The organism is Glycomyces algeriensis, from assembly GCF_027622855.1.
GTDB classification, from domain to species: domain Bacteria; phylum Actinomycetota; class Actinomycetes; order Mycobacteriales; family Micromonosporaceae; genus Glycomyces; species Glycomyces algeriensis.
On the sequence record NZ_JAPZVR010000010.1, the window covers coordinates 132,439 to 152,014 of the forward strand.

The 19,576-nt window shown below is 69.6% G+C and carries 15 protein-coding genes and 1 tRNA gene; 7 read left to right on the forward strand and 9 right to left on the reverse strand.

All coding sequences use genetic code 11. The features are described from left to right. Nucleotides 1–92 precede the first annotated feature (92 nt). Nucleotides 93–893 carry a hypothetical protein gene (locus tag O2L52_RS18200; RefSeq protein ID WP_270117252.1) on the reverse strand — a complete coding sequence of 267 codons (801 nt, stop codon included), beginning with the start codon at nucleotides 891–893 and terminating at the stop codon, nucleotides 93–95. After that, nucleotides 874–1,857, reverse strand: a complete 984-nt coding sequence (locus O2L52_RS18205; RefSeq protein ID WP_270117253.1) for an ATP-binding cassette domain-containing protein — start codon at nucleotides 1,855–1,857, stop codon at nucleotides 874–876. Before O2L52_RS18205 ends, O2L52_RS18200 begins: the two co-directional genes overlap by 20 nt. A gap of 255 nt (nucleotides 1,858–2,112) precedes the next feature. Here O2L52_RS18205 and cysS point away from each other — a divergent pair, with 255 nt between their 5' ends. The 3 genes from cysS to O2L52_RS18220 all read left to right on the forward strand — a co-directional run bounded on the left by cysS (nucleotide 2,113) and on the right by O2L52_RS18220 (nucleotide 7,760). Next, nucleotides 2,113–3,510 (forward strand): cysteine--tRNA ligase, encoded by a 1,398-nt coding sequence (gene cysS, locus O2L52_RS18210; protein WP_270117254.1) that lies wholly within the window; start codon nucleotides 2,113–2,115, stop codon nucleotides 3,508–3,510. A 195-nt stretch (nucleotides 3,511–3,705) separates the two neighbouring features. Then, nucleotides 3,706–4,716 carry a 23S rRNA (guanosine(2251)-2'-O)-methyltransferase RlmB gene (rlmB, locus tag O2L52_RS18215; RefSeq protein WP_270117255.1) on the forward strand — a complete coding sequence of 337 codons (1,011 nt, stop codon included), beginning with the start codon at nucleotides 3,706–3,708 and terminating at the stop codon, nucleotides 4,714–4,716. 440 nt (nucleotides 4,717–5,156) lie between these two features. After that, nucleotides 5,157–7,760 (forward strand): Hsp70 family protein, encoded by a 2,604-nt coding sequence (locus tag O2L52_RS18220; RefSeq protein ID WP_270117256.1) that lies wholly within the window; start codon nucleotides 5,157–5,159, stop codon nucleotides 7,758–7,760. 176 nt (nucleotides 7,761–7,936) lie between these two features. Here O2L52_RS18220 and O2L52_RS18225 read toward each other — a convergent pair whose 3' ends face one another. The 3 genes from O2L52_RS18225 to O2L52_RS18235 all read right to left on the reverse strand — a co-directional run bounded on the left by O2L52_RS18225 (nucleotide 7,937) and on the right by O2L52_RS18235 (nucleotide 11,044). Continuing rightward, nucleotides 7,937–8,749, reverse strand: a complete 813-nt coding sequence (locus tag O2L52_RS18225; protein ID WP_270117258.1) for a hypothetical protein — start codon at nucleotides 8,747–8,749, stop codon at nucleotides 7,937–7,939. 153 nt (nucleotides 8,750–8,902) lie between these two features. Next, nucleotides 8,903–9,493, reverse strand: a complete 591-nt coding sequence (locus O2L52_RS18230) for a hypothetical protein (RefSeq protein ID WP_270117259.1) — start codon at nucleotides 9,491–9,493, stop codon at nucleotides 8,903–8,905. A 267-nt stretch (nucleotides 9,494–9,760) separates the two neighbouring features. Then, nucleotides 9,761–11,044: an RNA-guided endonuclease InsQ/TnpB family protein gene (locus tag O2L52_RS18235; protein ID WP_270117260.1), complete on the reverse strand. Its 1,284-nt coding sequence runs from the start codon at nucleotides 11,042–11,044 to the stop codon at nucleotides 9,761–9,763. Between the two features lie 137 nt (nucleotides 11,045–11,181). Between O2L52_RS18235 and O2L52_RS18240 the strand changes: the two genes are divergently transcribed. Beyond that, nucleotides 11,182–11,258: transfer RNA gene (locus tag O2L52_RS18240), tRNA-Thr, on the forward strand. A 38-nt stretch (nucleotides 11,259–11,296) separates the two neighbouring features. Here the strand turns inward: O2L52_RS18240 and O2L52_RS18245 are convergent. Both O2L52_RS18245 and O2L52_RS18250 read right to left on the reverse strand, forming a co-directional pair. Then, entirely contained in the window at nucleotides 11,297–12,022 is a 726-nt protein-coding gene (locus O2L52_RS18245) for a hypothetical protein (protein ID WP_270117261.1), read from the reverse strand. Nucleotides 12,023–12,657: 635 nt separating this feature from the next. Beyond that, a complete protein-coding gene (locus O2L52_RS18250) occupies nucleotides 12,658–14,385 on the reverse strand; it encodes an N-6 DNA methylase (RefSeq protein WP_270117262.1) in 1,728 nt (575 codons plus the stop codon). Nucleotides 14,386–14,515: 130 nt separating this feature from the next. On the opposite strand from O2L52_RS18250, the gene O2L52_RS18255 reads away from it, so the two are divergent. Next, nucleotides 14,516–15,124, forward strand: coding sequence for a hypothetical protein (locus O2L52_RS18255; RefSeq protein WP_270117263.1), 609 nt, complete (start codon nucleotides 14,516–14,518; stop codon nucleotides 15,122–15,124). A 301-nt stretch (nucleotides 15,125–15,425) separates the two neighbouring features. Continuing rightward, nucleotides 15,426–16,142 (forward strand): hypothetical protein, encoded by a 717-nt coding sequence (locus O2L52_RS18260; protein WP_270117264.1) that lies wholly within the window; start codon nucleotides 15,426–15,428, stop codon nucleotides 16,140–16,142. 109 nt (nucleotides 16,143–16,251) lie between these two features. Here the strand turns inward: O2L52_RS18260 and O2L52_RS18265 are convergent, their stop codons facing one another. Together O2L52_RS18265 and O2L52_RS18270 are read right to left on the reverse strand one after the other, a co-directional pair. Next, on the reverse strand, nucleotides 16,252–16,962 hold the full coding sequence (locus O2L52_RS18265) for a ComEA family DNA-binding protein (protein ID WP_270117265.1): 711 nt from the start codon (nucleotides 16,960–16,962) through the stop codon (nucleotides 16,252–16,254). Further along, on the reverse strand, nucleotides 16,959–18,398 hold the full coding sequence (locus tag O2L52_RS18270) for a serine/threonine-protein kinase (protein WP_270117266.1): 1,440 nt from the start codon (nucleotides 18,396–18,398) through the stop codon (nucleotides 16,959–16,961). Before O2L52_RS18270 ends, O2L52_RS18265 begins: the two co-directional genes overlap by 4 nt. A gap of 528 nt (nucleotides 18,399–18,926) precedes the next feature. Between O2L52_RS18270 and O2L52_RS18275 the strand changes: the two genes are divergently transcribed. Then, nucleotides 18,927–19,547 carry a DUF4272 domain-containing protein gene (locus tag O2L52_RS18275; protein ID WP_270117267.1) on the forward strand — a complete coding sequence of 207 codons (621 nt, stop codon included), beginning with the start codon at nucleotides 18,927–18,929 and terminating at the stop codon, nucleotides 19,545–19,547. Nucleotides 19,548–19,576 lie beyond the last annotated feature (29 nt).

Sequence of the window (19,576 nt, forward strand, 5' to 3'; positions counted from 1 at the left end):
CCCCCCCCCCCCCCCGCCCCACGCCCCCTGCTTCACCGGGCCCGGGGGCCCGGGTTCCCCCCCGGGCCCCCCGTTCACGTCTCGCGCCTCGCCTAGGCGTCGCGCTTCTTGAACAGGATCCAAGCAGCCGCGATGATCAGGGCCGCGAAGACCGCGAACACACCACCCGAACCCCAGCGGCCGAAGTAGTCGAAGTCCGGCATCCCCTCACCCGACATCTCCATCAGGTTCAGCGACATCAACCGCGCACCCGACGAGAACGGCAGGAACTTCACCACCGGCACCAGCCAGTCCGCCATCGGCAGGAACGACAAGCCGAAGATCAGGTTCTCGATGATCAGCGGCGCCAAGAAGATCACCACAAGCGCCGACGGCACACCCCGGAACAGCAGCCCCAGGCCCAGACCCGCCAGCGTGTAGATCAGCGTGTACACCACGTACCCGAGCAGCGCCGACCGCAGCGGGTCCTCGAACAGCCCCGGCACCTCACCCCAGAAGACGAGCATCGCCAGCGCGTTCAACGCCATCGAGAACACCGTCACCGCGACCGTCACCGCCGAGACCACCAGGATCTTCGACGCGATCAGCCGCGACCGCTGCGGCAGCGCCGTCAACGTCGGCTGGATCGTCCCGTGCCGGTACTCGTGACCGGTCGCGAAGATCCCGATGATCGCCATGAACACGGCCAGGAACGGGATACCGAACGCGGCACCGCCGTTCAGACCCGCCGCCACGGTCTCCGGAATCAGCGGGTCGTCGCTCACCGCGATCCCCGCGATCACCGGAATCGCCAGCGAGCACAGCAGCCCGATCCCGATGAGCCAGTAGGTCGAACGCAGCGTCGTCAACCGCGTCCACTCGAAACGAAGGGCATCAAGCATTGTCGGCACCACCGGTCTTGGTAGCAGGGGCGGCGGGGGACGTCGCGGCAGCCGGGTTCGCGCCACCGGCCAGCGGCTCGGCCGCCACGAACTCCTCAGAGGACCCCGTCGCGGACATGAACGCCTCCTCGAGCGAGGCACTGCGGGTGGACAGCTCGGAAAGCTCCACGTTCTCCGTGAACGCCAAGTGCCCGACCGCGCCCATCTCCATCCCGGAGACCACCAGCTCGCCGTCCTTCCCCTTCGCGACCTCCGCGCCCGCGCCCTCAAGCGCCGACACGAAACCGTCCGCCGAAGGACTGCGCACGATCACCGTCGACTGCGTGAAGTCACGCACGAACTGGTCCACGTCGCCGTTGAAGATCATCGTGCCGCGCCCGATCACCACGAGCTCGTCCGCCATCAGCTGCATCTCCGACAGCAGGTGGCTCGAGACGAAGATCGTGCGGCCCTCGGCCGCGAGGTGCTTCAGCATGTCGCGCATCCAGTGGATGCCGTGCGGGTCCAGGCCGTTCGTCGGCTCGTCCAGCAGCAGGATGCCGGGATCGCCCAAGAGCGCCTGCGCCAGGCCGAGCCGCTGCGCCATGCCCAGCGAGTAGCCCTTCGGCTTCTTGCGCTTCACACTGCCGAGGCCGACCAGGTCCATGACCTCGTCGACCCGCTTGTCGCCCACGCCGTTGGCGCTGGCGAGCATCCGCAGGTGGTTGCGGGCCGAACGGGTCGGGTGGAACGGCTTCGCCTCGAGGAGGGTGCCGACCTTGTTCATGGGGCGGCGGATGTCGGTGAAGGACTCGCCGTCGAAGAGCGTTTCGCCCTCGCCGTGGTCGAGGCCGAGCATCAGCCGCATGGTGGTGGACTTCCCGGAGCCGTTGGGCCCCAGGAAACCGGTGACGACGCCGGGCCGGACGTCGAACGACAGCTGGTTGACCGCGACGGTCTTCCGGTATCGCTTGTACAAGCCCTTCGCAGTGATCATCAGGCTCCAATCGGACTGAGGGGCAGGGCATCGTCGGCGGGACGGGCCCGGCGACGCCGTCAGTCTATGAGGACGCCGGCCGCCGCCGCACCGGCTCGCGGACCGATCTTCGCCTCATGCCGGAGGAGGAGCGGGAGGCCCCGCGCAGTACCGGGGTACTACTCGCGACCGCGTCCAGACCGCCGATCCGACCGGGCGCGCGGACACGCGGGCCGGGCGGGGCTCAGGCGTGGCCTGGTTGTTTAGACTTGACGGGTGAGCCTGCGACTGTACGACACCGGCACCCGATCCGTCATCGACTTCCAGCCCCGGAAGCCCGGCGAAGTCGGCGTCTACCTGTGTGGTCTCACCGTGCAAGGACCGCCCCACATCGGCCACCTCCGCTCGGGCGTCTCCTACGACGTGCTCATCCGCTGGCTGCGCCGCAGCGGCTACAACGTCACGTACGTGCGCAACATCACCGACATCGACGACAAGATCCTCGTGCGCGGCGAGGAGCAGGGCCGCCCCTGGTGGTCCATCGCCTACGCCAACGAATGCGTGCTCGCCGACGCCTATGCGGCCCTCGGCGCCGAGCAGCCCACGTACGAGCCCCGCGCGACCGGCCACATCACCCAGATGATCGACCTCATCTCGGAGCTCATCGAACGGGGCCACGCCTACGTCACGGGCGCGGGCGACGTCTGGTTCGACGTCTCCTCCTGGCCGGCCTACGGCGAGCTCTCCCACCGCCGCCCCGAGGACATGCTCTCCAGCGCCGAGACCGGCGCCAAGCGCGACTCCCGCGACTTCGGCCTCTGGAAGGCCCACAAGCCCGGCGAGCCCGCCGACGCCGCCTGGACCTCCCCGTGGGGCCCCGGCCGCCCCGGCTGGCACATCGAGTGCTCCGCGATGGCCCGCCGCTACCTCGGCGACGGCTTCGACATCCACGGCGGCGGCACCGACATCATGTTCCCCCACCACGAGAACGAGCTCGCCCAGTCGAGCGCCGCCGGGCTGCCCTTCGCCAAGTACTGGGTGCACAACGGCATGCTCAACCTCGCCGGCACCAAGATGTCCAAGTCCCTCGGCAACACCCTCTCCATCGGCGCCCTCGGCGAGAAGGGCTTCGGCACCGCGGCCATCCGCTACTACCTCACCGGCGTCCACTACCGGTCCGCCGTCGACTTCTCGGAGGACGCCCTCGGCGAGGCCCGCTCGGCCTGGGAGCGGCTCTCGAACTTCGTGCACCGCGCCGCCGACGCGCTCGGCACCGAGGCCACCATCGGCGGCCCGCTCGTCCCCGAGTTCACCGCCGCGATGGACGACGACCTCAACACGCCCGCCGCCGTCGCCGTGATCCACGACTCCGCTCGCGAGGGCAACGCCGCACTTGACGCGGGTGACGACGCCGCCGCGGCCCGCCACGCCGCCGCCGTCCGAGCTATGCTCGACCAGCTCGGCCTCGACCCGCTCGACCCGCACTGGGACGACCCGGGGGACGCGAAGCTCCACGGCGCTGTAGACGCGCTGGTGAAGCTCGCGCTCGAACAGCGCGCCGAGGCCAGGGCCCGCAAGGACTACGCGGCTGCCGACCGCATCCGCGATGAACTCAGCGGAGCCGGCATCACCGTCAAGGACACCCCTCGCGGTCCCGTATGGACAGTCAACTAGGTGGAGCCTGGCCTTGACTGCGCACGTGTGTGATTGAGTCTTGGCGAAGCTTGCGAGCCTTGACCGCACGTGTGATGTTGAGTCCGGGCGAAGCTTGCGAGCCTGTGTAAATGTGACCGGCGGCGACGCCAGCACGTCTGAGCATTCAGGCGGTGCGGCCGCCAGCAACGACCGAGACCTGGGGAACCGAGACCGATGAGCACCAAGGGTGGACACCCGAACCGCCGCAAGACCTCCAAAGCCGGACCGAAGATCGGCTCCGGCGGCGGCAAGAAGGGCCTGGCCGGCAAGGGGCGCACCCTCAAAGCCGAGGACCGCCCCTGGCACAAGGAGTACCAGGGCGACGACAAGCCCCGCAAGACCCAGTGGAAGCAGTCCAAGGAGCGCGCCAAGGCCGCCTCCGAAGGCCGCACCACCAACATCGGCAAGGCCCGTCCCTCCGGCCCCGCGCGCCGCCGCCGCGACGACGAGCCCGAGCTGATCCTCGGCCGCAACCCGGTCCTCGAGGCCCTCCGCGCCAAGGTTCCCGCGACCGCGCTGTACGTGGCCTTCGGCACCGAGCTCGACGACCGCATCGCCGAGTCCGTGCGCCTCGCCGGCAACCGCGACCTCCCCATCAAGGAGCTCGCCCGCCGCGACCTCGACCGCCGCACGAACAACGCCCTCCACCAGGGCATCGGCCTCCAGATCGAGCCGTACGAGTACAGCGAGTTCGAGGACCTCCTGCGCATCAGCAAGACCTCCGGGACCGCGCCGCTCCTGGTCGCCCTCGACGGCGTCACCGACCCGCGCAACCTCGGCGCGATCATCCGCTCCGCCGCCGCCTTCGGCGGCCACGGCCTGATCATCCCGTCCAAGCGCGCCGCTTCCGTGACGGCCGTCGCCTGGCGCACCAGCGCCGGCGCCGCCGCCCGCCTGCCCGTCGCCAAGGTCGTCAACCTCACCCGCACCATCCAGGCCTGCCAGCAGGCCGGGTTCATGACCGTCGCGCTCGACGGCGGCGGCGACATCGACGTGTTCGACATGCCCGTCGCGACCGACCCGCTCCTCATCGTCGTCGGCGACGAGGGCAAGGGCGTCTCCCGGCTCGTCGCCGAGACCTGCGACCACGTCGCGAGCATCCCGATCGCCGGCGAGGTGGAGTCGCTCAACGCCTCCGTCGCGGCCTCGATCGCCCTCGCCGAGGTGCAGCGCCAGCGCCGCTGACCACCACTCGACCGTAAATCCTATAGGATATATCCTGCATGATCCGGGTGATTAAGCCGGATCCTATAGGATATATCGTGCACGATTCAGGGCCGCCTCCTGCGCGCAGACGGCTGTCCCGAACGGCATGCGCACCGCCCGATACACCCCGGGACCGCCCGGTGGCGCGGGCACCGCACTCGACCACAAACGGTCATCCCGTGACCGCGCGATTCGCCGCGCCGGACTAACCTGGAACGACCCTGCATGCCCTAGGGGGTGTCTCCGCACCCCCGACGGCCGGTAGCCGGCCCATTCGCCCGATCGCAGCGTTGTCAGGGTCTTTGCGTGCAACACCGGTATGCAAAGGCCCTTCCGCCTTGCGATCGAACCAGTGGACTCGGATACCGACTCGCCGGGAGTCCGGAAACACCCCCTAGCGCCCCCGGAGCTGCGACCACATGCCGGCTGATTACCTCCTGAGCGTCGACCTCGGCACCTCCCACACTGTGGCGGTGCTGGTGTGGCCCGACGGCCGCACCCGGCCGCTGCTCTTCGACGGCTCCCCGGTGATGCCTTCCGCCGTGTTCCTCGACCCGGGCGGCACGATCCACACCGGTCGCGACGCCGAGCGGCTCGCGCTCACCGCCCCCGAGCGGTTCGAGCCGAACCCGAAGCAGCGCATCGCGGACGGCACGATCCTCCTCGGCGACCGCGAGGTCCCCGTCGCCGCCGCGCTCGCCGCGATCCTCGGCCGGGTCGCCCGCACCGCCATCGAGTCCGTCGGGCACCTGCCGAACACAGTCCTCACCTGCCCGGCCGCCTGGAGCGAGCAGCGCCGCGGCACCTTGCACGACGCGGCCGCCAAGGCCGGGTACCGGCCGGTCAAGATCCTCACCGAACCGGTTGCGGCGGCGCACTACTACACCTCCCGCCTGTCCCACCCGATGCGCCCGGGGCAGGCGCTCGCGGTGTTCGACTTCGGCGGCGGCACCCTCGACATCGCGGTCCTCGAGCGCCGCCAGGACGGCTCGTTCGGCGTCCTCGCGGACGGCGGCCTGCCCGACCTCGGCGGCCTCGACTTCGACGCCGTGCTCGTCGAGCACATCGGCGCGACGGTGAAGCAGCGCGACCCCGAGATCTGGAAGCGCCTCGAGAACCCCACCGGCGCTTCGGAGATGCGCAACCGCCGCGAGCTGTGGGAAGAGGTGCGCGCGGCCAAGGAGATGCTCTCGCGCTCCTCTGTCGCGCCCGTGACCGTGCCCGACATGGCGCAGTCCCTCCACCTGACGCGCGGCGAGCTGGACCAGCTGTCGCGGCCCCTCCTGTCGCGGGCCGTGGGCGAGACCCAGCGCGTCCTCGGCCTCACGGGGCGCCGCCCCGAGCAGCTCGCCGGGCTGTTCCTGGTGGGCGGCTCGAGCCGGATGCCCATGGTGTCCAAGGTGCTCCACGAGGGCCTGGGCATCGCGCCCACTGTCCTCGAGCAGCCCGAACTGCCCGTGAGCGAGGGCGCGGCCCTCGCCCTGGCCGGGCCCGCGCCGGTGACGCCGCCGGCGCAGATGCCCTCGCCGCCGGTGCAGTCGCCGACGGCCCCGCACTCGGCCCCGCATTCCTCGCCGCCGATGCGGTCGGGCAGCCTGCCGCCGGTCACGCCGGGCACCGACGAGACGGTCATGCTGCGCCGGGGCGAGCCCGAGAAGCCCAAGCGCCGTATCCGTCCGAAGTGGATCGCCATCGCGGCGGCCGTGGTCGTGCTCGCGATCGTGCTGCCCATCGGCTGGTTCTGGCTCACCAACCCGTACAAGCAGAAGCCGTTCGACGAAGAGCTGGCGCCGGTCGGAGCGGCCACCGCGTACAGCGGCGAGCTCAACGACGGCCTTTACCAGGTGCGCGTCTGGGACGACAAGACCCTGTTCGCCTACACGACCTCCTCGACGGACGCCAGCGGCGAGGAGCTCCACCTGCGCGCGGTCGCCACCGCCACCGGCGAACCCCTGTGGGAGAGCGACGCGGTCTTCACCGGCACCGGCTGGGACGGCAACTTCTACGTCTCCGAGGACCTCGTGGCCTTCTCGCAGGAGGTCGACACCGCCAGTGAGACCCCGTACCGCTTCTACTTCCTCGATTGGGAGACCGGCGACACGCGCAACACGGTCGACAGCGCCGACCGCACGGCCGCGCGCTCGGGCGACCACCTCGTGCTGGGCCCCTTGGGCGGCAACACCTTCACCGTGTACGACGGCGACGGCGAGACCGTCTCCAGCTGGGAGCTCGGGAACGTCGAAGAAGGCGTCACAGTGTCCAATTGGGACCTCGTGGGCACGCCGGACGACCTCAAGGAGCCGTCGCTGCGCGCCAACGGCAACGGCCGCGTGTGGGCGGTCACGAGCGACAACGTGGCGCACGTCCACGACCTCGAGTCCGGGGAGAAGGTGGCCTCCAAGGAGGTCGAGACCGTCGACGACATGTACTTCGGGTGGGACAACCTGCTGTACGTGGCGGTCGACAAGGAGACCGGCTACGACCTCAACGTCTACGACATCGACGACGGCCTGTCCCGTGTGGACGAGGAGACCGTCGAGTCCGACACGCCCGCACCGGATCAGGTGAAGGCCTGCGGCGAGAAGTTGATCTGCGTGCGCGAACCGGTCGAGGGCGCCATCGACGTCTACACCTGGCGGATCTACAACCCCGACAAGGAAGAGATCGTGCACGTCTTCGACGAAGGCGAGTACCGCTACATCACCCCGCTGGGCAACCGCATGATGGTCGAGTTCTACGAGGGCGACGACGTGCGCACCCGGATCTACGACAAGGGCTTCGACGAGGTCGGCAACGATGTCGGCGAGAGCGACTTCGAGGCCATCGACGGTGGCAGCGCCCTCAACTGGCCCGCGGCCTCGGGCTTCAGCACCAGCACCGGCAACGTGATCGGCCTCGGCCGCGACGGCGCCCGCACCTCGCTGCACATCGACCTCGAGGTCTACGCCTGCGACGCGAGCGAGACCCGGCTGTCCTGCCTCACCGTCGAGGGCATGCAGGTCTACTCCTTCAGAGACGCATAGGAAACGGGGCCGCGGCGCCGCCCGGGGGGGGGGGGGCGGGCCCCGGTTGCGCCGCGTTGCGTCGGGGGGGGGGGGCCAGCCGCCCGCCCCCCCACACACCCCCAAACTCACGCTCCCCCCCCCCCCCCCCCCCCCCCCCCGGCGCGCCCCCCCCCCGGCCCCGGATTCCGACGCTTTCAGTCGGTCGTGCGGGCCCTGCCGCGCGCCCACCAGGCGACCTGCGCCAGCGCGCCGATCGCCGGCAGTGACCAGGCCGCCGCGAGGAGAACCGGGTGCACCACCGGGATCGGGTCGCCCTCGTAATAGCCCGTGGCCGTCGTGCCGCCGAGGGTCCCCCAGGCGGCGACGACCGCGCACGCGAGGGCGCACGCGCCGTAGAAGAGACGCCGCGAGCGCACCAGCCAGGTCGTGAGGCCGAAGTACGCGGCCGCGCCCAGGAAGATCAGGACGGCCCCGACCCGCCGCTCTCCGGCCTCGGCCTCAATCGAGCCGAACTCCTCGATGGTGATCAACAGTGCCCACCCGATGAACAGCAGCAGGATCGCCTCGGCGACGTACGTCGCGACATTCGGTCGGGGCGAGCGCCAAGAGACCACGAGGAACAGGACCGGCACGGCCGCGGCCATGCCCCAGAACAGCACCTCGGAGAGTGCCGTGATCCCGCCGAGATCGGTGCCGTAGTAGGCGATCAGGAACCAGTACCAGGTCGCGGCGGCCAGCGACACCGGCACCATCAGCCAGGAGACCACCCTTGCGGTGGTGCTGGCCGACGTGAAGGCCACGGTGACCGCGACCGCCATCGCCAGCGCGCACGCGAGGACCGCCGGGCCGGCGTCGGGATCGCCGTACTCGTCCGGACCGATGCCGAGCAGCCACGTCTGGACAGGCGGATTGCTGACCAGGTAGGACAGCAGGAACAGCAGGACCACGAGCGGGCCGCCGACGATCTCGGGGTGGCGGCGCAGCCGGAAAGCGGGAGGGGCGGTCATCGGAACTCCTAGGTTCGGAGGGGTGCGGGGGCCGCGGGTGCGGCCCCCGGGAGATGCAATGCGACAGTCGAACGGGTCAGGCGGACCGGATGGTCGAACGGGTCGTGGAGTCGACCTGCAGGACCGAATCGCCTAGCGGGACAGGCGAACCGGTCAGGCCGACCGGTCGCGGGACCTGCTGCGCAGCCACCACAGGATCTGCAGCAGCGCGCCGAGCGCGGGCAGTCCGAGGAACGCCCAGACGAACAGCTCGTCCTTCGTGATGAAGTCGATCCCGGGGTAGTACGAGGTGCCGGAGTAGAGCACCCGCAGCCCGATTCCGAGGATCACGCATGCCAGCGCGGCGGCCCCGTACGCGATCCGGCGCCCCGGCAGCGGCCAGGCCGCCGCGACGAACACGGCCGCCGCAGCGAGGTAGGCGACCATGAGCACGACAGGCGCCGGCCCCTCGTTCGCGATCATGTTCACGAGGGTCGCGATGTACAGGGCGACGGCCCCGGACAGCAGCGCGCCGGCCTCGGCGACGTACGTGTCCGGCCGCGGCCGCGGCATCCGCCACGAGGCCCACAGCAGCCACGGCGCGGGCAGCGACAGCAGCACGGCGACCACGACCGCGAACCCCGGCGGCTCGTTGCTCAGGAAGATCCAGCCGAGGAAGACGGCGAACCACACGACGGGCGCGGCGGCCCACATCGCGATCGACTTCGGGGCGCTGCGCCCGACGGTTTTCGTTGCAGTGTTCATGCGCCCAGTCTCGCAACCCACAGCAACCGCTCCGCTACCAATTTCGTGCCATCGTTGTAGGGTTCCCACAACCCCACTCCACCCGATGCCCGCTTCCGCCCACCTTTTTTCTAGGTTTCCACCAAACGCGCCACCGGGCCCGCAGCAGAACAACGCACTTTTGACGTCCTCCTCGAATCGATGGAGAGGACAAGGAAGAGCAACTGATTTTTGACGTCCTCTCCGATCGAGCCGGAGACTCCACGCGAGCATGACTCGCACGGCCACTTACCTCACGGCAGCGGTGGTTACTGCTTCTGTCCGTTCGCCTCCCGGCGATCGGGGTTTCGTGCCGAGCTGGGAGCTCCCAGTCTGACCAGCGCTCTGCAGTCGTTTCGACTCTCCGCCTGGCCTGACCGGAGCCTGGCCTTTCCGTCCTGCGGCGAGCACTTCGCGCCCATAGGCGCGAAGATTGCTTTCAGCATTCTCATCTCGATCATGGGTGACGCCGCAGTTCGGACTCGCGCATGTCCAGTTGCGGATATTCAAGCCGGCCACCCCTTTCGGCCCGGTCATCGCGCCGCAGGAGGAGCACAGCTGGGTCGAAGGAAAGTGCCGGTCGACCTTCACGAAGTCACGCCCGTACCGGGCCGACTTGGACTCGATCATTCTCAGAAACTCACCCAAGGCCTGGTCGGTCGCGAGGCGTCCGAACCGCTGGTGTATCGCCGCCACATCCAAATCCTCGACATATACCGCTTGGTTCTCGCGGATGATTGCCGTGGACTGCTTATGAAGGAAGTCCTTACGCTGGTTCGCTGTGCGCTCGTAGAGTTTCGAAACCCGCAACCGCTGTTTGTCCCAGTTCTTCGAGCCCTTCTTCCTCCGACTCAGCACCCGCTGAGCCTTCGCGATTTGTTTTGCCTGCTTCTGGAGGAATCTCGGTGACTCGATTCGCTTGCCGTCCCGCAGCACCGCGAAGCAGGACAAACCAACGTCGATTCCGGTGTCGTCATCCGGATCGAGTGGAGGCAGGGACTCCCCTGGCACATCCATTACGAACGAGACGAAGTACTTCCCAGTCGGGGTCTTGATCAGGGTGACACTGGACGGCTCCACAGGGAGTTCGCGCGACCAGGCGATCGGGAGCTCCCCGATTCCGCTCAAGAAGAGCCTGCCGTTGTCTCGCAGTTTGAACGCATTCCGGGTAAAACGTGCCGATTGGCGGCGCGACCGCTTCTTGAAGAGAGGACGCCCGGACTTCGGACCACTTCGGCCGCGCCTCAGCCACTTGAAGAACCGGCTGTAGGCCTGATCGCAGTCTCGTATTGATTGCTGCAGTGGAACAGCACTGACTTCCGCGAGCCATGCTCGTTCAGGAGTCCGCTTGGCCTTTGTTATGAGCAGCTTCTGCAGGTCTGCGGACCGGGGGAACGGCATTCCTGCAGCGAGGGCCGCCTTCCGGGCGGCCACGGCATCGTTGTAGACCGTCCGCACGCACCCGAAGGTCCGGGCTGCGCGAGCGCGCTCAGGGCCTCCTGGGTAAGCGCGGAACTGGTATCGCAACTGCATGCTATTAACGATATGCGACAACCGTGCTAAAAACAGTCACACGATCGAGTGATTGTTGGCCCGAGCTCAGTCATTTCGGGGTGGCCATACCGGTCGAGTAGAATCGTCCCGTCGCACCGCGAAAGCGGCGCTGACCAGCCGCTGTAGCATCAATTGGCAGAGCGCCGCTCTTGTAAAGCGAAGGTTAGGGGTTCGAGTCCCCTCAGCGGCTCCATCGCCCGGCCTTTGGCCGGGCTTTTTTCTTGTCTCAGTTCAGCTCTCGGGCGCGGCTCGGCGGCACCATTTCCGGGATTCCCTGCTTGCCATCGAGGCGATCAGGGCGAGTGGGACCAGGCTGAGCAGGGCCAGTAGCAGGTCGGGGCCGGGGCCGTCTTCGGTGAGGTTCAGGATTGCGGCGATGAGCAGCCAGGCGGCGTAGGCCGCGGCGAGGATGATCGTCGACCAGCGGGCCCAGTTGCGGTGGAATGAGAAGCCGATGTTCAAGGCGCCCTGGACGAGTGCGAGGAGCATCGCCGCACCCGCGATCCGGGCCAGCCCTTCCTCGGCCATGTTCGCCTCGTCGCCTGCCAATGCGAGGAGTGCCGCCGAGCCGGCGTAGAGCGCGATGGCGGTGGCCGTCCAGAGGATGAGGAGCGAGGCCACGACCTGGTAGGGCGGTTGTGCGGCGCTGTCGATCTTGGGGCTGTGGCGGGGCGCGTCGCAGTCGCACCAGTCGCGGGTGGGGCGCAGGAGCAGCATGACGAGGAGCAGGGCGAACAGGAGGGTGCCGACAATGCCGGTGCCGGGGTTCGTTCCGGCTCCGGTGAGGATCGCGACGGCGAGGACGATCGCGGTCGTGATGACGACGATGCGGCGGGCCCAGTCGCGGCCGCTGCGGAGTTTGACCGCGAGGAGTCCGCAGAGGACGGCGACGGCAGTGATGAGGGCCGGTTCGACGAACTCCAGCGGGCTCCAGGCACCGGCGTAGCGGGCGCTCACCTCGAACGCCGTAGCGACGGTGGAGATCAGCGCGACCCATGTGGCGAGGGCGGTGAGCAGCCAGAGCAGCGTGATGGAGATGAGGACTGTGGCCGGGGTGCGCGGCTTCGCCGGAGTCGCGGTGGGTGGTTCGGATGGCGGCGCCGTTGTCGGCGGCTCGGACGGCTTGGAATGCGGGGCCGTCTTCGGTGTGTGAGACGGCTCGGCTGGCTCCGGCGGGCCGGACGCCGCTGTCGGCGGCGCCGTCGTTGGTGGTTGGGATGGCTCGGTTGGCTCCGGCGGGCCGGACGCTCCTGCCGGCAGCCCTGGCTCCGGCGGGTCGGACGCCTCGTTCGGCAGCGGTTCGGGCTCGGGCGTTTCCGGGGGCTCGGCTCGGTCCATGCCACGCCTTTCGATCGGCGACGGGAACACCGCTGACGTTAAGCCATCGGGCCCTCCTCCACCACCTCCACGGACAGGTCCATTTTGAGGGTCTTTCGCGTTGGGGGCCATGTCGTACCCGTGTGGGACAGTCGTCTCATTTCTTCGGTTGGTCGGAGGTGGATGCGGGTGGGAAGGGGCATGCCCTATAGGCCGGGCGCGGCGTCGCCGCGGACCGGCGCTCCCGCACCACACCGGGCGACCCGAAACCGTCTTCAGTCCTCTATGGTCACCGTGCCCGAGACCAGGCCCGCCGCGGCCTCGGCTGCGAGGGCTTCTGCCTCCGCCTCCGCTTGGGCGAGGGCGGCCCGGAGGTCTTCCAGGGCCGTGTACGCCGCGCCGCGCCGCTGCTGTTCGGCGAGGGTGATCCTGGGGATCTTCACTGAGAGCAGGCGCCGCTTCGCGCCAGTGGCGGTGCGCTTCGTCGCGGTCGGGAGGCGCGCGGCCAGCGCGGCGGCGATCCAGCCGAGGTCGACTGTGGGCTCGCAGACGACGGTCCACTGTGTTTCGGTGGTTTCTGAGCGGCGGCCGAGGCGGACTTGGGGTTCGCCCACCGGGTCGACGATCACGCATCTGGTGTCTTCGGTGGGTCCTTGCGGCTCAACGGGTTCGGTGTTGCTTCCGGGGACGATGGCCAGGTGTCCGCCGCGTTCCAGGTCGGCGAGGCTCGTCTCGGGTGCGCTTTCTTCGGCCCCGATGCCGAAGCGCGGCAGCGGGTGCCGCGCAAGACCCTCCAGGCGTTCGCCGAGGCCTGCCACGGATTCTGCGAGGCTCGCGGCGTTGCCGGTGGTGCTGGCGAGGTAGACGGCGGGGGAGATGTCGACGTCTTCGTCCCATAGCCGCATGAGCGGGACCGTGGTCGAGTCGGTGGTGGTGATGGGCGCGTCCGGTGCGGTGGTGAACTGCCGCCAGGCGTCGGCGAAGTCGGCGCCGCCGGAGACGAGGAGTTGGGTGGTCTCGCCGCGGGGGGCGAGGATCCAGATGTGCGCCTTGGCTTCCGGGGAGTCGACGACGGCGCGGAGGGCGCCCCAGCGGAGGAGTTCGGAGCGGATGCGTCGTCCGGTGCGGCGGTGGGCGACTTGGGCGGGCATGCGTACGACGGCGTGGCCGCCGGGGGCGAGGAGTGCGATGCAGTGGAGGGCCCAGGCGAGTTCGGGTTCGGTGCGGGGCGGGGTGCCGTAGGCGAGGCGCGGGTCGTCGCCGACGGCGTACTGGTTGGTGCCGCTGTCCTTGACGTTGAACGGAGGGTCGCAGACCACGAGGTCGTATCGTTCGCCCGGCAGGGATTGGAGGAGTGAGTCGCCTACGCGTGCAACGACTTCGGCGTTGTCGTCGAGGAGTCTGAGGCGCTGTTCGGCGATGGCGGTGCGGGGCGCGGAGAGGTCTTGTCCACTGAGGATGCGGCAGGGGCCGGTGCGGCGGGCGGTTTCGGCGAGGAGGTCGCCTTCGTCGCAGGCGGGGTCGTGGACCGCGGGGCGCGTGAGGCCTTGGGTGACGGCGGCGGCGATGTCGGCGAGGGGGGCGATGCCGGGCGGGACGCCGGTGCCGGCGGCTTCGCGGGCGCGTTCGATGAAGAACTCGAACAGGTCGGAGGCGGGGGTCTCGCGTTGCAAGTCCTTGAGCTGGTCGGCGATCGCGGGTTCGCTGCCGCTGAAGGCCGCGGCGACCGCGCCGAGTGCGGCTTCGGCGGTGGGGTGGGCTCCGGCGAGGGTGAACCAGAGCCGGTCGGCGCCGGTGATGTCGAGTCTGCGGCCGTGCCGTTCGGCCCACTGCTCGAGTTCGTGAAGGTCGAACCGGGGGCGGCGGGACGATTCGTCCACGGGCTCAGGGAAGTCGGTTTCGCGGCGGCGCCAGTTGCTGACGGCGTTGCGGCCGACGCCCGCGAGTCGGGCGAGGTCGGTCAGCGTGATGGTCTCGCCGGAACTGGCGTCACGGGTGGTCATGCGGCTCCCCTGTCTGGATTTATCGAATCGTAACCCACCCCCCGTTGCGGAGACTCGACACAGTCATTTAAACTCGTGAAGTGAGTTCACAAGATTTGAACTACGAACACCACTCCACAGAAGGTAGATCATGAACCTCGAATTCCCCGAGATCTCGAAGCGCCTCCTCGCCGCCTCCGGCGCCGGCCTCATCGCCCTCGCCGCCCTCTCCGCTTGCGGCGCTGAGGACACCGGCTCGGGTGACACCACGAACGCCGCCGAAGAAGCCGGCGCCCAAACCGAGGCGGAAGCCGAGGCCCCGGCGGGCGACGGCACCAGCCCCGAGGCCCCGCTCGCGGCCGGCTCCACCCTGGAGGTCGGCGACTGGAGCGTCACCGCCTCCGAGGCCACCCTCGACGCGACGGACGCGATCGTCTCGGGCGACGAGTTCAACGCGCCTCCGGCCGAGGGCTTCCAGCAGAGCCTGATCACCCTCGACGGCACGTACAACGGCACCGAGACCGGCTCGCTGTGGCTCGACGTGACCTTCGGCGTCTGGGCCGACGGCACCTTCTACGACAGCATCGACTGCATGAACACCGTCGAGAACGAGATCACCCTCGTCCCCGACGTCTCCAGCGGCGGCACCTCCTCGGGCTCGGCCTGCGTCGAGGTCCCGTCCGGCGCCGACCAGTACCTCCTCTACTTCGAGGACATCCTGAGCTTCGACGGCACCCAGTACTTCGTCGAGATCGGCTGAGCGCCCGCAGGCCGGAGGACGCGGTGACCATTGGGCGGAACCCGCGTCCTCCTTTGCGCCCCAAGCAATCCCGGGAAGCAGTCGAGTTTCCTGGCAGCTTGACCGAATTGCAACCATAGTGATCCTCGCCATGACGGACGCCGCGCCAATCCGTGATCGCCGCAAAATCCCAGGTCAGAAGCGTGACGGCCGGCGTCGTGACGATCCCTGCCGCCTCGGTAGTTGAGTCCCTCCCATATCGTCGCGCTGAATTCCCTAGCACCGCCCCACCCGATCGGCGGTGACCCACAGAAAGCAGCTCATGAACCTCAACTCCGAGACCTTCGGTCCCATCCGCCGAATCCTCGCCATCGGCGGCGTCGCCCTCGCGGGCAGCGTCGCCCTCTCCGGCTGCGGCCTCCTCGAGGACGCCGCGTCCGACAGCACGAGCGACACCGAGGTCAGCGCCGACCAGGTCGACGCCGTGGCAGAAGCCAAAGCCGGCGACTGTCTCCCCGAAGAGATGCTCGGCGCCGACCGGTCGGTCTTCGCCATCGACTGCTCCGACCCGGCCGCGTTCTGGACCATCACCGCGATCGAGGCCGACCCGGCCGTCACCGCCACCGCGGACGGCACCGGCGTCGAGGACCCGCAGCCGATCTACGACATGTGCGGCGAGACCGTCGGCGCGCAGGTCCCGGGTGCGACCTGGACCGACTGGAGCATGATCTACAACGAGACCACCCTGGCCGTCGACTACGCCTTCTGCGTCGAGGCCAACGGCATCCCGAGCAGCGAAGGCGTCACTCCGACCGTGCCCTCGGCCGCCGGCGAGTGCACGCTGCTCGCCACCACCCAGTGGAACTACGGCACCATCGACTGCGCCGCGGGCGACACCGTGATCACCTCCGTCATCGAGGTGCCGCAGGCCGAGTGGGCGACCGTCGACGCCGAGGCCCTCGCCGCCGAGTGCACCGCCAGCTACGTCCCCATGGAGGACCAGTTCGGCCGCACCGCTTCGGTGTTCTGCGTCGAGTAAACCCCTGTCGGGCTCCGGCCCGGCCTCGCGCGTTGCTCTAGCGCGCACAGACGTTCGGCCCCGAGACTCCGGTCTCGGGGCCTTTCGCTTGCCTATGTGCCTGGCGCGCTTAGGGAATGAAGACGCAGTACTCGCGCAGGTGGTGCTCGAAGGTCGGGCTGATCTCGATCACGAGCATGACCTCGCCGAGACTGCCGAACGGCCCGGACTGCTCCACCCAGTCCTGGATCTGCCGCGCGCTGCGCTCGGTCACCCCCGGCAGGGTCATGAGCACCGGCAGCGGGGCGTGGTTCAAGTCGACCAGGCCGCCGTCGTCGAACTGGCGCGGCAGGTCCGGCCGCCCGATCCCGAGCCGCTTCGCCAGCATCGGATCCGCCTCGGCCGTGCGGCGGGCCTGCTCGCGCAGCTTCCGCGCCCGGTCCACGACCTCCATGCTGGACAACCGCGCCACCGGCACCTGCGACCGCTCGGGCGGCGCCCACACCATCGACCGGATCAGCAGCAGATGCACCGTCGCACCGAACGCGCTGATGGTGATCACGGTGTTGAACACGAGCGTGACCCATTGCGGCGGCGTCAGATCATGGGCCGCGATGACGCCGCAGCCGAGGAGGATCAGGGCCGAGTACACGACCAGCGAGACGATCGTCAGGGCGTCGCGGCGGCGGCTCAGCGCGATCGCGAACGCGATCGGCGCCCCGAAGCCGCAGGTGAGCAGCGGCATGAGGGCCCAGGCGAACGTGCCGACCGCGGCCCAGCGCCTGCGGTTGCGGAGTTTCACGTCGTCGGTGGGCGGGGCATAGGGACCGAGGGCGGTCATCGAGGAGGACTCCCAGGCGAGGCGGGGGGCGGCACCGGCCACGCGGGACCCATCGGGGACGGAGCGGACCAGGTCCGCAGCAGCCGTTCGGCTTCGATGGTATCGGCATCGGCCGGGCCGAGCGCCGCGGCCATCTCGTGAACCACAGTGGACAGCTCGCGGTGCGCCTCCGGGCCTCGGCCCAGAACGGCGAGCAGGTCGGCCGCGATGCGGCGCGACCGCAGCGTGGACCGGGCCCGGTCGCCCTCCAGGCGCCGCTGCCGCTCGATGACCCGCGTGAGCCCGGTCAGCGCGCTCGCGGCATTCCCAAGGGCCGCAAGGCATTGCGCGGCCCGCATCTGGCAGTGCAGGGCCAGCGCCGGGTCGGGGCTCTCGAAGTCCTTGGCGAGGGCCCGGAACGCGCTCAGTGCGCCGTTGTAGTCGCCCATGCCGAAGGCCCGGTCGGCCTCGGCGATGCGGTCGCGCCCGTGCGGTGCGGTGGCGACCGCGGTCTGCGAGGCGGCGAGCGCCGCGACCCGGGCGGGGGCGAGGGGCGCCCGGAACGGCCAGGTCGGGTCGCCGCAGTCGTGTGCGGGAGCGTTGGAGGCCGGAGCGGCGGCGAGGAGGGCGGCGAGTCGCAAGTGGATCGCGGCGGCGTCGGAGCCGCGTTCGGCGGGTTCCTTCGAGAGGAGGCGGGAGACGAGGCCGTCGAGTTCGGCGGGCAGGTCGGGGCGGTGGCGGCGCACGGGGTCGGGCAGTTCCTTGAGGTGCGCGGTCTGGACCTCGTAGGCGGAGCCGCGGTCGGCGAAGAGCCGTTCGCCCGTGGCCATCTCGTAGAGGAGCGCGCCGAGGGCGTAGAGGTCGGCGGCGGGCCCGGCGGGCTGGGCGCGGATCTGCTCGGGGGCCATGTAGTTGAGGGTGCCGGGCTTGTCGCCGGTCATGGTGAGGCGGGAGACGTCGGGTTCGAGGACGGCGGCGATGCCGAAGTCGACGACGTGCACGAGGCCTTCGGGGCCGACGATGATGTTGGCGGGCTTGAGGTCGCGGTGGACGACCTGCTTCGCGTGGGCGGCGGCGAGGACGGAGGCGAGCTGCGCGCCGACGGCGAGGGTCCAGTCGCCGGGGAGCGCGCCGGTCTCGTCGAGGAGGTCGCGGAGGTTGAGGCCGGGGAGGTAGGCCATGACGAGGTAGAGCTCGCCGGAGGCCTCGTCGAGTCCGGCGTCGAAGATGGCGGGGACGCCGGGGTGCTGGATCTGGGCGGTGACGCGGGCTTCGCGGCGGAAGCGGGCGGCGGCCTCGTGCCGCTGGGGGCCGTCGAGGAGGTCGGGTTTGACGACCTTGACGGCGACTTCGCGTTCGAGGTGGAGGTCGAGGCCCTGCCAGACCCGGCCCATGCCGCCGGCGCCCACGGGCCGGACGAGCCGGTACCGGTCGCCGAAGACCTGGGGAGTGCTCACGGTACAAGCATGCCCGGCGCGTCCCGGATTGCGCAGGCCGGACCCTCGGGGAGCGGGCGGTGTCGCCTGGGGAGCGGTTTCGTATTGCGGTGCAACGGTGTTCAGGCTGCGGCCGCTGCGTCGCGCGACTCCTTGCGCGGGGGCGGCGCGGCCGGCGTCCTGGAGCGGCGGGTTCCGGTGCGCGGACCGTTGTGGACGGGGTTGCCCGTGATTGCGGCGGATCGTGCCGAACCCGTCCCTTCATCGTCGAAGCGGTGTCGAACGGACGCGGTTACCGATGAGTTCACTTCGCCCCTGGGGACACTTGCGACTCACGCGCGGTAGGAGTGAAACACCTGCGTAATACGTAGATAGAACCTTAAAGATTTCCTGTGCCCGCGTTGACTCGGACATGTGGTGGACGCTACAGTTCTTCACAATCACCCTTCCTAGTGAACGCGCATTCACCCCCACCGGTGAACCCCCAAAGTGGTAGGGAGCCCTATGCCGACGGCGATCTCAGACCAGCGAAGCGTTCGACTGCGCACAGTGGACGGACTCACTGCGCTCGGCATACCTGCGCCCCCCTCGCAGTTCCCCCTCCCCTTCCCCGCCGGCCAGCTCCCGCGACTGCGCCCCCGCGGCCACGTCGAGGCCCGCGCCGCGATCCTCAACATCGTCCAGGCCCGCGTCTTCGACATGCCCGAGGAACTGGCGATGCGCTGGCTCCTCGACGCGCACGTCCTCGACCACCTCTCCCCGGACGAATGGGGCTTCATCGCCTGCGGCCGCGGCGAACGCGCCCGCTACGCCGACCAGCTCGAGAGCCTCTACACCGTCTCGTGGCTGCTCGGCCTCGTCGACCACCTCGACCCGGCCGTGCCCTGCAGCGAAGAACTCCCCGAGCTGCTCCCGGACCTGCGCCGCCCCGAGACCTTCGGCGCCTGGCGCGACCGCCAGCTCACGCCCACGCGCGACCCCGCGGTGATCGCCGAGATGCTCGACCTCTACTACTGCCTCGACTGGATCTGCGACCAGGCCCGCCGCGCCGGGCAGGCCCCGCCCCGCGGCGTCGACGACAACCTGGTCTGGCACCGCCGCTGGGCCCTCGAATGGGCCGTGGTCTTCGCCGACGAGCGGCCCGTCCACTGGGATGAAGTGCGGCTGTGAGGCAGGCCCGCGAAAGCGGCTGACTATAT